Origin of the sequence: Mesorhizobium sp. M1403 (genome assembly GCF_040317695.1) — a bacterium.
Lineage (GTDB): Bacteria > Pseudomonadota > Alphaproteobacteria > Rhizobiales > Rhizobiaceae > Mesorhizobium.
The window spans coordinates 1-12,996 of sequence record NZ_JAMYKY010000035.1; the positions used below are offsets into that span (position 1 = coordinate 1).

Annotated in this window: 14 protein-coding genes; 9 read left to right on the forward strand and 5 right to left on the reverse strand. The window is 63.3% G+C overall.

The features are described 5' to 3' along the window. Window positions 1-87 precede the first annotated feature (87 nt). On the forward strand, window positions 88-2,184 hold the full coding sequence (locus NKH01_RS31345) for a TRAP transporter permease (protein WP_353024159.1): 2,097 nt from the start codon (window positions 88-90) through the stop codon (window positions 2,182-2,184). Continuing rightward, complete coding sequence (locus tag NKH01_RS31350; RefSeq protein WP_352858787.1) at window positions 2,181-2,564, forward strand: DUF1850 domain-containing protein; 384 nt, start codon at window positions 2,181-2,183, stop codon at window positions 2,562-2,564. The genes NKH01_RS31345 and NKH01_RS31350 overlap by 4 nt, the downstream gene beginning before the upstream one ends. On the opposite strand, the gene NKH01_RS31355 is transcribed toward NKH01_RS31350, so the two are convergent. The 3 genes from NKH01_RS31355 to NKH01_RS31365 all read right to left on the reverse strand — a co-directional run bounded on the left by NKH01_RS31355 (window position 2,477) and on the right by NKH01_RS31365 (window position 5,038). Further along, window positions 2,477-4,204: a saccharopine dehydrogenase family protein gene (locus NKH01_RS31355; protein WP_353024161.1), complete on the reverse strand. Its 1,728-nt coding sequence runs from the start codon at window positions 4,202-4,204 to the stop codon at window positions 2,477-2,479. The two genes, NKH01_RS31350 and NKH01_RS31355, sit on opposite strands and share 88 nt — an antisense overlap. 50 nt (window positions 4,205-4,254) lie before the next feature. Further along, window positions 4,255-4,635, reverse strand: coding sequence for a thiol-disulfide oxidoreductase DCC family protein (locus NKH01_RS31360; protein ID WP_353024201.1), 381 nt, complete (start codon window positions 4,633-4,635; stop codon window positions 4,255-4,257). Between the two features lie 256 nt (window positions 4,636-4,891). Further along, entirely contained in the window at window positions 4,892-5,038 is a 147-nt protein-coding gene (locus NKH01_RS31365) for a hypothetical protein (RefSeq protein WP_023718851.1), read from the reverse strand. 407 nt (window positions 5,039-5,445) lie between these two features. Between NKH01_RS31365 and NKH01_RS31370 the strand changes: the two genes are divergently transcribed. The 3 genes from NKH01_RS31370 (at window position 5,446) to ligD (ending at window position 9,440) form a co-directional block, all read left to right on the forward strand. Beyond that, the gene (locus tag NKH01_RS31370; RefSeq protein WP_023718852.1) at window positions 5,446-5,952 is read left to right on the forward strand and encodes a YciE/YciF ferroxidase family protein; all 507 of its coding nucleotides are present in this window, start codon (window positions 5,446-5,448) and stop codon (window positions 5,950-5,952) included. Between the two features lie 125 nt (window positions 5,953-6,077). Further along, entirely contained in the window at window positions 6,078-6,929 is an 852-nt protein-coding gene (gene ku, locus NKH01_RS31375; RefSeq protein WP_353024164.1) for a non-homologous end joining protein Ku, read from the forward strand. Window positions 6,930-6,938: 9 nt separating this feature from the next. Then, complete coding sequence (gene ligD, locus NKH01_RS31380) at window positions 6,939-9,440, forward strand: DNA ligase D (protein ID WP_353024166.1); 2,502 nt, start codon at window positions 6,939-6,941, stop codon at window positions 9,438-9,440. Between the two features lie 223 nt (window positions 9,441-9,663). Here the strand turns inward: ligD and NKH01_RS31385 are convergent, their stop codons facing one another. Next, a complete protein-coding gene (locus tag NKH01_RS31385) occupies window positions 9,664-10,338 on the reverse strand; it encodes an ArsR/SmtB family transcription factor (protein ID WP_353024168.1) in 675 nt (224 codons plus the stop codon). A gap of 68 nt (window positions 10,339-10,406) precedes the next feature. Between NKH01_RS31385 and NKH01_RS31390 the strand changes: the two genes are divergently transcribed. The 3 genes from NKH01_RS31390 to NKH01_RS31400 all read left to right on the forward strand — a co-directional run bounded on the left by NKH01_RS31390 (window position 10,407) and on the right by NKH01_RS31400 (window position 11,391). Next, window positions 10,407-10,622, forward strand: coding sequence for a DUF1127 domain-containing protein (locus NKH01_RS31390; protein ID WP_353024170.1), 216 nt, complete (start codon window positions 10,407-10,409; stop codon window positions 10,620-10,622). 95 nt (window positions 10,623-10,717) lie between these two features. After that, window positions 10,718-11,050, forward strand: a complete 333-nt coding sequence (locus NKH01_RS31395; RefSeq protein ID WP_353006071.1) for an NIPSNAP family protein — start codon at window positions 10,718-10,720, stop codon at window positions 11,048-11,050. After that, window positions 11,047-11,391, forward strand: coding sequence for an antibiotic biosynthesis monooxygenase family protein (locus NKH01_RS31400; protein WP_023718858.1), 345 nt, complete (start codon window positions 11,047-11,049; stop codon window positions 11,389-11,391). Before NKH01_RS31395 ends, NKH01_RS31400 begins: the two co-directional genes overlap by 4 nt. A gap of 6 nt (window positions 11,392-11,397) precedes the next feature. Here the strand turns inward: NKH01_RS31400 and mbfA are convergent, their stop codons facing one another. Continuing rightward, on the reverse strand, window positions 11,398-12,381 hold the full coding sequence (gene mbfA / locus NKH01_RS31405; RefSeq protein WP_023718859.1) for an iron exporter MbfA: 984 nt from the start codon (window positions 12,379-12,381) through the stop codon (window positions 11,398-11,400). Between the two features lie 181 nt (window positions 12,382-12,562). Between mbfA and NKH01_RS31410 the strand changes: the two genes are divergently transcribed. Continuing rightward, window positions 12,563-12,880 (forward strand): hypothetical protein, encoded by a 318-nt coding sequence (locus tag NKH01_RS31410; protein WP_023718860.1) that lies wholly within the window; start codon window positions 12,563-12,565, stop codon window positions 12,878-12,880. The last annotated feature ends 116 nt before the right edge of the window (window positions 12,881-12,996 follow it).

Genomic DNA, 12,996 nt, shown 5'->3' on the forward strand with positions numbered 1-12,996 from the left:
TTGAGGCTACCCCACCCGACCATCCGCCTTCGGGGGCGGTCCCCCCCCCCCGCACTGGGGGCGGGACGCCCCCCAGGAACCCCGCCAATGACCGAAACCCCGACCGTTCTTTCCACCACAGCCGAAATCCCTGTCGAAGGCCTGCCACCGGGCTTCGGCGAAGGCATCGCCGGCAAGGCGGCTTTTTTTATCGCCGTCGCCTTCTCCATCTTCCAGATCTACATCGCCGCCTACGGCAGCCTGCCGAGCCAGGTCGTGCGCGCCATGCATGTCGGCTTCCTGCTGCTGCTCGGCTTTGCCCTGATCGCCAATCTGCGTGCCAAAAGCGTCCCGGCGAAAGCAGTGTTCTGGACGCTCGGCGTGCTTGGCTTCGCCACCGGTCTGTACAATTGGGTGTTCTATGCCGACCTCATCCGCCGCTCCGGCTTTCTCACCACGCCTGACCTGATCGTCGGCGCGGTGCTGGTCGTGCTGGTCTTCGAGGCGGCGCGGCGATTGATGGGGCTGCCGCTCGCCGTCATTGCCTTCATCTTTCTCGCCTACGCATTTGCCGGCAATCATCTGCCGCCGCCTTTCATCCATCGCGGCTATGATTTCGCCCAGCTCGTCGACACCTTCGCCTATGGCACCGAAGGCATCTACGGCACGCCGATCTATGTTTCGGCCGCCTACATCTTCATCTTCGTCGTCTTCGCCGCCTTTCTTGAGCGCGCCGGCATGATCGCGCTGTTCAACGATTTTGCGCTTGGCATGGTCGGCTCATGGCGCGGCGGCCCGGCGCAGGTCTGCGTGCTGTCCTCGGCGCTGATGGGCACCATTTCCGGCTCCGGCGTCGCCAACGTGGTGGCCAGCGGCCAGTTCACCATCCCGCTGATGAAGCGCTTCGGCTTCCGCTCGGCCTTCGCCGGAGCCGTCGAGGCGACCTCGTCGATGGGCGGCCAGATCATGCCTCCGGTGATGGGTGCGGTTGCCTTCATCATGGCCGAGACGCTGAACATTCCCTATGCCGCGGTGGTCAAGGCGGCGATCATTCCGGCGCTGCTCTATTTTGGCGCCTGTTTCTGGCAGGTGCATTTGGAGGCCGGCAAGGCCGGCCTGCACGGCATGGCCAAGGCCGACCTGCCCAATCCGTGGGATGCGGTGAGACAACACTGGCCGCTGGTACTGCCGCTCGCAGCACTGATCTACCTGCTGTTTGCCGGCTACACACCGGTCTTCGCCGGCACCATGGGCCTGGCGTTGACCATTGTGCTTATCCTCGGCACGCCGCTGGCGGCATCGATCGGGCCGCTCGCCTTCCGCGTCGTCTTCTGGCTGGCGCTCGGGCTTGCCGCCGCTTCCTTCATGAAGTTCGGCGTCAACATCCTCAGCCTGGTCATCGCCGTGCTGGTCGTCGCCTGCCTCACCTTCAAGGGCGGGCGCGAGACACTGCGCATATGCGTCGATTCCCTTGCCGAGGGAGCAAAGAACGCGCTGCCGGTCGGCATTGCCTGCGCCATCGTCGGCATCGTCATCGGCACGCTGACGCTCACCGGCATCGCCTCGACCTTCATCGGCTGGATCATCTCGATCGGCGAGAACAATCTGTTCCTGTCGCTGCTTTTGACCATGCTCACCTGCCTGGTGCTCGGCATGGGCATCCCGACCATTCCCAATTACATCATCACCTCGTCGCTAGCCGGGCCGGCGCTTCTGTCGCTCGGCGTGCCGCTGGTGGTCAGCCATATGTTCGTCTTCTATTTCGGCATCATGGCTGATCTCACCCCGCCCGTGGCGCTGGCCGCCTTCGCCGCCGCACCCATGGCCAAGGAAAGCGGCCTCAAGATCGGCATCCAGGCCACCAAGCTTGCCATTGCTGGCTTCGTGGTGCCGTTCATGGCGGTCTATACCCCGGCGCTGATGCTGCAGGACCCCGGCCCGATCGCCGCCCAGTTCGGCTATCCCGTCGAGGTCGCCTACATCGTCATCAAAGCCTGCATGGGCATCGTCCTGTGGGGCGCCGCCGCCGTCGGCTTTCTCGCCCGGCGCATGGCCTGGTGGGAACGCCTCGTCGCCTTCGCCGCTGGCGTGCTGCTGGTTGCGGCGCTGCCGCTCACCGACGAGGCGGGCTGGGCGCTGTCTCTTGCCTGGATCGGGTGGCACTGCTGGCGCGCGCGGCAGGCGTCGCTGGCCAATTCGGCATGAGCCTCTGCATCGTCGCGGCCGGCAAGACGATGACGCTCGCGGTCGCCGCCTTCACGCTCTCCTGGACGCATTCTGTGGAGAAGACCCAGTGGCAGGAAGACTGGAAGGTGCTGCCGTCCGGCCTGCAACTCGTCGAGGCACGAATCAAGGGCTCGGGCGCCGGCATGGAGCCACCGCAAGGCTCGGCGCTGCGCGACGGCTGGTGGGTCTATGCGCCCCGGGTCGGGCCACAGCCGCGCCTGGTGCTCGCCGCCTCGGGCGCCACGGGTCAAGGCTGGACGCTGTGCACGGCTCAGGACTGCCGCGAATTTGGCAAGGTGGCAGGCGACACGATCTCGCTGGAGCCGTGCGGGTCGGAAGGCTCTAGCCAGCCACGGTAGCGGGCGATCATGCCGGCAAGCGGATGCGAGATATCGACATGGAAGCGGAAGCGGCCATCCTCCACCGTTTCGTAGGAAGTCGAGCGTGGACCGAGCCACATCGGCAGCGGCAAGCCAAAAAAGCTCCAGCGGCGCAAGACCAGTGCCAGCCGGCCGTCCTCGGCAACCAGTGCCATCGCGAAGGTCAGCGGGCCGAAGCGTTCGCACAGCAGGCGCTGCAATCGACCCCGGCCTGCGAACTGTAGGCTCGAAAAACTGTGCTTGCCGAATGTCCGCGTCCAGGTCTCGCCGTCCTTGTCGGTGTCGAAGCGGACATGAACCGGGATGTCCTCGCTTGCTCCGGGGAAGCCGACCATCCAGGCCATTAGCCGGCCAAGAACATTGTGCCCGCGTTCTACGCTAGCGCGGCCTGCGGCCGTGATCGTACGGTCATGCATTGACCGAATTGCCTCGGGAAGGCCTTGCCAGGCGGCACCGAGCAGCTCGGCATAGAGCGGCTTGTCCTCGTCCGCGGCCCCGTTCCTGAAGCCGGTGTAGATCGTCCGCCCGGCGAACAGGGCCTCATAGTCCCGGAGCTCTAAATCGCGCACCGCCGCCCGTGCGCCCGGCGCGGGCTGATGTCCGGCCAGCACTTTGCGGACCAGCGCTTCAACCGCCATCGACGGGATCAGCGGCCCATCGTTGCCCTCGGCCAAGAGATGCCACGAGCGCTTGCCGGTGGCGCCCGCGCGGTCCGATCCCTCCACCTCGACGAACATGCCGCCGCGATGCTCGCCCCAGCGCAGCCGGTTCGTCGCCTGATGCATCAGCGGCGCCAGCGGCGAAAGCGAACCGATCAACCCGGCGCGCACCAGCCAGGCGAGGCCGATCAGGGTGCGGTGCAGCACCGCGGGTACCGGCCCGGCTCCCATCCAGATGGTCCTCGCCTCCGGCCAAAGCTCGGCCAGAGCACGCAGGTCCGGAACGTCGACCAGCGAAAACAGCGTGTTTCGAAGCGGCAGCCGGCCCGGCGGCGCGATAGTATAGCGCAGCTGCTCGGTAAACGGACAGCCTTGTTCGGGACGGCCATTACGAACAAGGCGCACCGGCTGACCGGTGTAACCGGCGATAGCGCGAATGACGTTTCCGCCGACACCGGCGAAGGGCGACGGCGCGATGCCGCCGCGAATTCCGTCGACCCGCGTCAGGTCCGAAGACAGGCGGCGCACAACCGCCGCCGTCAGCACCGGAAAGCTCGAGACTCCGGATAGCACGAAGACGCCGGCGTTTCGCGCCGCCTCGTCGAACGCAGAGACACCGGCGACGAAATCCGAGCCGTCGGCAAGATCGAGATAGTTGACGCGCCGGGCGATGCATGCCTCGATCAGGCCATAGCGTCCCTCGCCATAGGCCTGGAACGGACCGCTCGCGTCGACCACAATATCAGGCTCAAATGCAGCGAGTTGCACGGCGAGATCGCCGTCACGGTCGAACAGTGCCGGCAGCAGTTGCGCTGCCGTCGGGGCGCGCTTCTTGCAATACGCGTCAGCCTTGGCGAGCGAGCGCCCGGCGACGAACAGGATCAGATGGGGCTCGCCCTCCAAAAGCTCGACGGTGCGACCGCCAAAGGTGCCATAACCGCCGACGACAAGAACCTTCATCCGCAGTTCCCCCAAAATGCCCCGCGCCGCTCCCGGCCACGGCGATGAGCCTAGCCGATCAATCTTGCCCTCACCTCGGCGGAAGGGATTTCACAATTGTCCTTCTTGCCGAACAGGGCGTAGCAGTTCTTTGCGATGCGATCGTAGAGCCAGTCGCGAAGCGGGCGCGGCAACAACAGCAGGATCCGCGCCGCTCGCCATGGCCAGCCGAGTTCGGCCATGACGGCAACGAAACTGTCCAGGCCTGTGAAAGCCGCGCCATCGACGATGACGAGATTGGTCTCGTAGCGATCCGTCTGCAGCCCGTATTTCTTGAACAGCATCTCGCCGAGCGGCGATTGCGCCGTTACGAAATGGAAGTGGCCCTTGCGGTCGAGCTTTACCACCGTCCGCACAAAACCCGAGCACAACACGCAGACGCCGTCGAACACGATCAACGGGCGACTTGATTCGAATTCTGGCGGCTCAGGAGAATGGTTCGGCTTGACGATCACGTGGCGCCCGGCAGCTGGTATCAGGCGACACTAGGCCTGCCGGCGGCTGGATCAAGCCCGGAATGTTAGAGGCTTGGCGTTGTCGCCCGACGTCTGTCGGTCAGCGCAGGGCGCTCGGCGCGATAGGTCGTTGACCGGTTGTCGGCGTCGGGCCGGCAGATACGGCTGTCGTGACGGCTTTCCCTGGTCATCATCAGTGCACGCTGATCCCAAGCGTGTTGCCACGGCGCGCGCAGGCGGGGCCTGGGCCGCGCATGTAATAGCGCTCGGGCCGATAGGTCGGCGCGACGAATTCGCGAATGGCGGCGGCATAGCCGGCGATTTGATTCCAGAAGCTCATTTTACTCGGTCCCTGTCCCGTTTCGGATGTCCCTTCCGAATTGCTGGGATCATAGCGTCCAAGCGTGAATAGTCGGTGAACGCGATGTTAATCTCTGGTCGAAAATGCCTTTGTTCATGGCTGCAATGCGGCTGATTCGCGGTGTTTCCGTGCTGTCCGTTGGCATTTCGCCCAGTGTGACTTTTGCATCACATATGTTTCGCCTGAATGTCGCCGAGGCGCGCGTTTGTTTCACTTTTGCTGCCACCGCGAAATTTCCGTGCACGTGGTCGAAAAACCAGGAACCGGCCCGTCAGCCGCACGTTGATTTCCCAGTGCCGGGACGAACCGGGTGCGCGGGCTGCAGCTTCCGGCTGAAGCCGCAGCCAAAAATCCGAAACAGCAAGAGCAATGGAAAGGCAAAGGCCATGGGCTTCTTTTCGAAGGACATCAAAACACTCGACGATCTCTTCGTGCACACGCTGCGCGACATTTATTACGCCGAGAAACAGATCGAGAAATCGCTGCCGAAGATGATCGACAAGGCGAGTGATCCGCAGTTGAAAGCCGGCTTTGAGAAGCATCTCGCCCAGACCAAGGGTCATATTCAGCGTGTCGAGCAGGTGTTCGAGCTGCACGGCGTGAAGGCCAAGGAAGTCGACTGCCCGGCCATCGATGGCATTCTCGAAGAGGCCGATGAGGTCAGCGGCGACATCGCCGACAAGGAGGTCCTCGACGCTGCACTGATCGCGTCCGCCCAGGCGGTCGAGCATTATGAGATGACCCGTTACGGCACCTTGATTGCCTGGGCCAAGCAACTGGGCCGCAGCGACTGCGCCAATGTGTTGGCCAACAACCTCAAGGAGGAACAGGCAACCGACCGCAAGCTTACCGAGATGGCGGAAAGCAAGATCAACCTGCAAGCCGCCGAGTAGGGCCGCGATCGAGAATGGAGTTCAGGCAAGGCTGGGCCGAAAGCCCGGACTTGCCTTTTGCGCCGCCGGAACCGGAACGGACTTTGCCCGTTCTCGGTTGAACGTTGTCGCGCAGGGAGTTTGTCATGGCGCCGCGCCCCGCCTGGAGAGGGTACCTCAAGCTTTCGCTGGTCACCTGCGCGGTCGAAGTGACCAATGTCGTCACCCAGGCCGAAAAAGTTTCGTTCCGCGTGCTCAACCGCAAGACTGGCAACACTGTCAGGCGCGTCTATGTCGATTCGGCAAGCGGCAAGCCGCTCGATGAAGGCGACGAGATCAAGGGCTACGAGATCGGCGACGGCGATTTCGTCCAAATCGAGGAGGAGGAGATCGAAGCCGTCCAGATCGAATCCTCGCATACGATGAGCCTCGACGGGTTCATCGAAAAATCTTCGATCCAGCAGATCTATCTCGACACGCCCTATTATGTGACGCCTGCGGACGATGTCTCGGAAGAGGCTTTTGCCGTCATCCGCGACGCCATGGCCGCCAAGAAGACGGCGGGCCTTGCCCGCATCGTGCTCTACCGCCGCGAGCGTCCGGTGGTCATCGAGCCGCTGGAGAAGGGCCTGCTGCTGACGACGCTGCGCTATGGCGATACGGTTCGCAGGCCGGAGATGGTGTTCGGCGACATCAAGCCGGTGAAGACCGACGCCGAGATGATCAGGCTGGCCGAACACATCGTCGATGAGAAACAGGCGAAGTTCGATCCTTCCGAATTCGAGGACAAATACGAAAACGCGCTGATCGAGCTGGTCCGCGCCAAGAAGGCCGGCAAGAAGGCACCGAAGACCAAGGCAGAACCGCGGCCCTCCAACGTCGTCAATCTCTTCGATGCACTGAAGAAGAGCCTTTCGTCGGAGGCCAGCCCGCCGGCAAAGGCCAGACGCCCGGCAAAAGCCGCCAAGCCCAAAGCCGCCCGGCGCAAATCGGCTTAGGATCAGACCATGGCCGGCCTCGAGCAATATCACGCCAAGCGCGATTTCAAGAAGACCGCCGAACCGGCCGGTAAGCTCGCGCGCGGCAAGAAAGCCGAGCCGGGTGGCATCTTCGTCATCCACAAGCATGCCGCCACCAGGCTTCACTACGACCTTCGTCTCGAGCATGGCGGCGTGCTGTGGAGCTGGGCGGTCACGCGAGGCCCCAGCCTCGACCCGCATGAGAAGCGGCTCGCCGTGCATGTCGAGGACCACCCGATCGACTATGCGCCGTTCGAAGGCACCATCCCCAAGGGCCAATATGGCGGCGGCTCGGTCATTGTCTGGGACGAAGGCACGTGGGTCCCCGAAGGCGACCCTGCCAAAGGGATGAAGAAAGGCCATATCAATTTCGAACTGCATGGCCACAAATTGCATGGCGCCTGGCATCTGGTGCGGCTGAAGCCGCGGCCCGGCGAAAAACGCGACAACTGGCTGCTGATCAAGTCCGACGATGCCGCCGCGCGTCCCGGTGAGGACATTTTGCAGGAGGCGCCGCAATCGGTGAAATCCGGCCTGACCATCGAGGAGGTCGGCGAAGGCAAGACCGCCGACGGCAAGAAGCCAAGGGTTTGGCAGTCCGACAGGCCGGCCGCCGGCAAAGCGAAGGCTGTCGCGGCAAGGCGGCTCGAATTCGTCGAGCCGGCGCTCGCCACGCTGGAGCGGGACGCCCCGCCCGGTAAGGACTGGCTGCATGAGGTGAAGTTCGACGGCTATCGCATGCAGGCGCAGCTTGCCGGTACCGAGGTGCGGCTTTTGACACGCACCGGCCTCGACTGGACCGACAAATTTGGTGGCTCAATTATCGCGGCACTTGGCGGCCTGAAATGTACCGATGCCGTCATCGACGGCGAAATCGTCGTGCTGGCGGATAATGGCGTGTCGTCCTTTTCGCTGCTTCAGCAAGATCTGTCGGCGGGCCGTACGGACCGTTTCATCTACTATGTCTTCGACCTGTTGCAGCTCAATGGTCAAGACATCCGTTCCGAGCCGCTGGTCGAGCGCAAGGAAAGGCTGCGCAGCCTGCTCGCCGGACAGACCGAAGAGCAGGCCGTGCGCTTCAGCGACCACTTTGCCGAGCCCGGCAAGATCATGCTGGAGCATGCTTGCCGCCTGGGCCTCGAAGGCGTCGTCTCCAAGCGTGCCGATGCGCCCTACCGCAGCGGGCGTGTTCCCTCCTGGGTGAAGTCGAAATGCACGGCGCGCCAGGAATTCGTCATCGGCGGCTACATGCCGTCGGACAAGACCGGGCGTGGCCTGCGCTCGCTGCTGGTCGGCTATCACGAGGGCGGCAAGCTGCGCTATGCCGGCCGCGTCGGCACCGGCTTCACGGCCAAAAGCACCAACGAGCTGAAGAAAAGGCTTGATGCGCTGAAGACGACAACCTCGCCCTTCGACAGCGCGGTGCCAAGGGGCAAGGGGCTGGTCTGGGTCAAGCCCGAACTTGTCGGCGAAGTGGAGTTTCGCAGTTGGACGTCGGACCGTATAATACGCCACGCGTCCTTCCAGGGATTGCGCGAGGACAAGCCGGCGGAGGAAGTCGTGCAGGAGAAACCGAAAGCACGCTCAGCCACGGCAGAGCCGAAGCCAAAGCCCACCAAAACCGCAGGCGCGGCGAAAACCTCGGTTACGCTGTCCCGCCCTGACAAGCTTCTGTGGCCCGAGGAGAACGTATCGAAGCAGGATCTGGTCGATCACTACGCGCTGGTCTGGCCGCGCATGAAGCAGTTCGTCATCAATCGGCCGCTCAGCCTCGTGCGGGCGCCGGACGGCGTCGGCGGCCAACGCTTCTTCCAGAAGCATGCCTCGGCCGGCATGCACGACAAGATCGCCGTGATGAAGGATCCGACCGACGGCGAGGAGATATTGTTCATCCGCGATTTCGACGGTGTCGTGGCTCTGGTGCAGCTCGGCGTGGTCGAAATACACATCTGGGGTTCGGCCACGGACCAACTGGATAAGCCGGACCAGATCATCTTCGATCTCGATCCCGACGAGGGCGTCGACGTGAAGGCGGTGCGCGCGGCGGCACTCGATATCCGCGGCCGACTCGACGAACTGTCCCTGCCGAATTTCGTCAAGACCTCGGGCGGCAAGGGCTACCACGTCGTCGTGCCGCTGAAGCCGTCGGCGGATTGGGACGAGGTCAAGGGCTTCGCCCATGAGTTCGCCCGAGCGCTCGAACAGGGCGCACCCGACCGCTACACGGCGACGCTGTCGAAGAAGGCACGCACGGGCAGGATCTTCGTCGATTATCTGCGCAACGGCCGCGGCGCCACCACCGTCGCCCCCTATTCGTCGCGCGCCAAAAAGGGCGCCACGGTATCGATGCCGGTGACCTGGGTGGAGATCGAGGCCGGATTGCCGCCGAACGCCTTTCCGATCGGCGACAAGACGACGCTGAAGCGGCTCGGGCAAGCCGATCCCTGGGCGGATTTTTTCAAGCAGGCCAAGCTGCTCAAGCGCGACTAGTGCATGTCGCGCAAAAGTGTGCAGCGGTTTTGCGATAACGACATGCATCAAACAAGAACCTAAAGCGCGTCGCATGACGCCGGTCGAACGCGACGCGCTTTAGAGCAATTCCAGGAAAGAAGTGTGAAACGGTTTTCCGTCCGGAATTGCGTCAAAACAAAAGATAGAGCGGTTCGGCGTTTCCGTGAAACGACGAACCGTTCTAGCGCCTCGAAGCGATCTGTCAGGCGAGAAACGTCTTCTCGAAGGCCTGCTTGCCTACCGGTGAAAAGATCACGGCACGGCTGTCCTTCTCGCGCCGCGCCCATTTCTCGGCGAGGATCTTGTCGAGAATGGCGGCGCCCAGCGTGCCGGCAAGGTGCGAACGCCGCACGCTCCAGTCGAGGCACGCCCGGCACACCGGTCGCCGCGCTTTGGTATGGATGTCGATGCCGATCGCGGCGAAATGCGAGGCGGCCGACGGCCCAAGCTGGATCTCCTTGTCGTCGCGCAGGAGCACTTGTCGAGCGACAAGACGGTCCAGCATCGCCACCGCCTGCTCGCCGGCGAGGTGGTCGTAGCAGACCCGCGCCACGCGCATGGCCGCGTCGCGAGGGCCGGGTCGCACCCTCTGCGGCCCGACCGCGGCGGCAACGCCGGTGATCGCCTCGATCATCCCCGCCACCTGCGGCCCGGCGAGGCCGTAATAGCGGTGCCGTCCCTGGCTCGCCAGCGTCAGCAGCCCGCCTTCCATCAGCTTCGACAGATGCGAGCTCGCGGTCGGCAGCAACACGCCGGCCTCGAGTGCCAGTTCGCTCGCCGTCAGTGCCGTGCCGCCCATCAGTGCGGACAGCATGTTTGCCCGCGCCGGATCGCCGACCAGGCTGGCAATGCGGGCTATGTCAGGTCCTTCGCGCATAGTTCGTTCCTCATCGAAGCATCCTCGTCAGATAAGCATTAATCTCGATGCAAATCAAGGAGACGACGATGCCTGCAAGGACCATTCTCAGCGCCGCGCCTGCTCGCCGGCCGTTCCCGTTCATTGTCTTGCGCCGCTTGCGGCTGCGGCTCCTGAAGCGGTGGTACGACCGTCATTCGCAGCGCCTCGATCTCGCCGAAATCGACGATCATCTGCTGCGTGACCTTGGCCTGACACCCGAAGACGTCCGTCGCGAATACGCGAAATCCTTCTGGCAGGCATGATCAGCGAGGGATTGCCTAGCATATCGATCTTCGGAACGTTTCGACCCGGCTCGAACTGTGGTCGCAAGAAACATCCACCCGCCAAGGAGGCGAAAATGACCATTACCTGCTTCATCCGCTACGAGATCGATCCGTTCGGCAAGGCGGCGTTCGAGGAATATGCCCGCAATTGGGGGCAGGCGATCCCGCGCTGCGGCGCCGATCTGATCGGCTATTTCGCGCCGCACGAAGGCTCGGCCACCACGGCTTATGCCGCCTACAACATCGACAGTCTTGCGGCCTACGAAGTCTACCGCGCCCGGCTCGCCGCCGATCCCGCCGGCAAGGCGAATTACGAGTTCGCCCGGCGGGAAAAATTCATCCTGAAGGAGGATCGCATCTTCCTCAAGCTGGCCTCCGGGCCGCATGGTCCTTTGGTGAAGCCATGATCGCCGTCATCTTCGAGGTCGAGCCGGCGGCGGGCAAGCGCGAAGCCTACCTCGGCATCGCCGCCGACCTGCGGCCGCTGCTCGACGGCATCGACGGTTTCCTGTCGATCGAGCGCTTCCAGAGCCTTGCCGATCCGAACCGCATCCTGTCGCTGTCCTTCTGGCGCGACGAGGAAGCGGTGAAGGCCTGGCGCAACACGCAGGAACATCGGCAGGCCCAGAAAGCCGGCCGCGGCGGTATCTTTGCCGACTATCGTTTGCGCATCGCCCACGTCGTGCGCGACTACGGCCTGACCGAACGCGCCGAGGCGCCAGCAGACAGCCGGGTGGTGAACGGATAGGGGCTGCTATGCATTCCCGATCAGCACCCCTGCCGCAAACACCAGCGCGCCACCCAGCACCACCTGGAAGGCGGCGCGCCAGAATGGCGTCTGCATATAGCGGTTCTGCACGAAGGCGATCGCCCACAGCTCGAAGAAAACCACCACGGCGGCGACAATGGTCGCCGTCCAGAAAAGCGGGATGAGATAGGGCAGCGCATGGCCGAGCCCGCCCAGCGTTGTCATGACGCCGACGGTCAGACCGCGTTTTGCCGGCGAGCCGCGGCCCGACAACTTACCGTCGTCGGAGGCCACTTCGGTGAAACCCATCGAGATGCCGGCGCCGATCGAGGCAGCAAGCCCGACCAGAAAGGTCTGGAACGTGTCGTGCGTGGCAAAGGCGGCGGCAAAGATCGGCGCCAGTGTTGACACCGACCCATCCATCAGCCCCGCCAGCCCCGGTTGTACGTAGGTCAGGATGAACTGGCGCTGCTCGGCCGCCGCCTCTTCGTCCTTGACCGCGCCCGGCACATGCTTTTGTTCGAGCCGCTGCGCCAGTGTCTCGTGGCCCTGTTCTGCGATCGCCAGATCGTCGAGCAGCTTTCGCGTCGACGCATCGCCTGTGCGCTTGGCCGCCTCGACATAGAACAGGTAGGCCTGCCGCTCCATGGCCTCGGCTTGGCTGCGCACATGATCGACGCCGAGCGGCCTCACCAGCCAGTCCGGTTTGCGCTCGTAATAACCCTTCACATGTTCGCGCCGGATCAGCGGTATCCGCTCGCCGAAACGCTTGCGGTAAAGCTCGATCAGTGAATCGCGATGGCCGTCCTCTTCCTCCGCCATCTCTTCGAACACTTTGGCCGATTGCGGAAAGCTTTCCGCCAGCCCGTCGGCATAGGCGCGATAGATGCGCCCGTCATCCTCCTCGGAGGAGATGGCGAGCGCCAGGATCTCCTGTTCCGAGAGCGATTCAAAGGAACGGCGGCCGAGGCCGAAAACGCGGGAAAGCATGAGAAATTCACCTTAGTTTAGAATAGTTCTAAACTATGACCTTGCACGTCGCCGGTCAATCGTGCGTGCTCCACTCATGCTCAAAAGCTACAGATTTCGAAACCCCGAGCAGGTCGTCGTTTGCTATCGGTGAACGTTCACTTATATAACCGAATCTGAACCAAGAGAAAGGAACCCGCAGATGCCGGAAAAACAGCAGCCGTTTGATCCCAAACCAGTCCTCGACCTGATCGCCAACATCGAGGCGGATCTGCAGCGCCTGAAAGGCCTGGTCGAGCAGCAGGTCGAAAAATTCGATCCCGCCAATCCGCACAACAAGGCTCCCGATGGCAAGTTGACTGAGGAGGGTGTCGAGTGCTGCTATCGCCTGTTCGACGAGGGCAAGTCGCGCTATTCGGTCGCCCAGCAGATGAAGATCTCCTTCGCCGCCGCCACCCACCGCTTCAACACCTGGCGTAAGATGGGCGGTCCCAAACGGCAAAAGACGCTGTTGGGGTGAGGAGCGGCGGCCAAGCCGGTCAATCGGCAACGATTTGTCGATTGAAGCGACGACCGCATGGCGGAGAGACGAGGAGGCGGCAGGTGGCAGGCACGCTCCTCTCCTGCCTGCAAGAC

What these genes read in the sequence shown, in the direction of transcription:
- NKH01_RS31345 (WP_353024159.1), top strand. Translation starts at nt 88, where the DNA reads ATGACCGAAACCCCGACCGTTCTTTCCACCACAGCCGAAATCCCTGTC.
- NKH01_RS31350 (WP_352858787.1), top strand. Translation starts at nt 2,181, where the DNA reads ATGAGCCTCTGCATCGTCGCGGCCGGCAAGACGATGACGCTCGCGGTC.
- NKH01_RS31355 (WP_353024161.1), bottom strand. Translation starts at nt 4,204, where the DNA reads ATGAAGGTTCTTGTCGTCGGCGGTTATGGCACCTTTGGCGGTCGCACC.
- NKH01_RS31365 (WP_023718851.1), bottom strand. Translation starts at nt 5,038, where the DNA reads ATGAGCTTCTGGAATCAAATCGCCGGCTATGCCGCCGCCATTCGCGAA.
- NKH01_RS31370 (WP_023718852.1), top strand. Translation starts at nt 5,446, where the DNA reads ATGGGCTTCTTTTCGAAGGACATCAAAACACTCGACGATCTCTTCGTG.
- ku (WP_353024164.1), top strand. Translation starts at nt 6,078, where the DNA reads ATGGCGCCGCGCCCCGCCTGGAGAGGGTACCTCAAGCTTTCGCTGGTC.
- ligD (WP_353024166.1), top strand. Translation starts at nt 6,939, where the DNA reads ATGGCCGGCCTCGAGCAATATCACGCCAAGCGCGATTTCAAGAAGACC.
- NKH01_RS31385 (WP_353024168.1), bottom strand. Translation starts at nt 10,338, where the DNA reads ATGCGCGAAGGACCTGACATAGCCCGCATTGCCAGCCTGGTCGGCGAT.
- NKH01_RS31390 (WP_353024170.1), top strand. Translation starts at nt 10,407, where the DNA reads ATGCCTGCAAGGACCATTCTCAGCGCCGCGCCTGCTCGCCGGCCGTTC.
- NKH01_RS31395 (WP_353006071.1), top strand. Translation starts at nt 10,718, where the DNA reads ATGACCATTACCTGCTTCATCCGCTACGAGATCGATCCGTTCGGCAAG.
- NKH01_RS31400 (WP_023718858.1), top strand. Translation starts at nt 11,047, where the DNA reads ATGATCGCCGTCATCTTCGAGGTCGAGCCGGCGGCGGGCAAGCGCGAA.
- mbfA (WP_023718859.1), bottom strand. Translation starts at nt 12,381, where the DNA reads ATGCTTTCCCGCGTTTTCGGCCTCGGCCGCCGTTCCTTTGAATCGCTC.
- NKH01_RS31410 (WP_023718860.1), top strand. Translation starts at nt 12,563, where the DNA reads ATGCCGGAAAAACAGCAGCCGTTTGATCCCAAACCAGTCCTCGACCTG.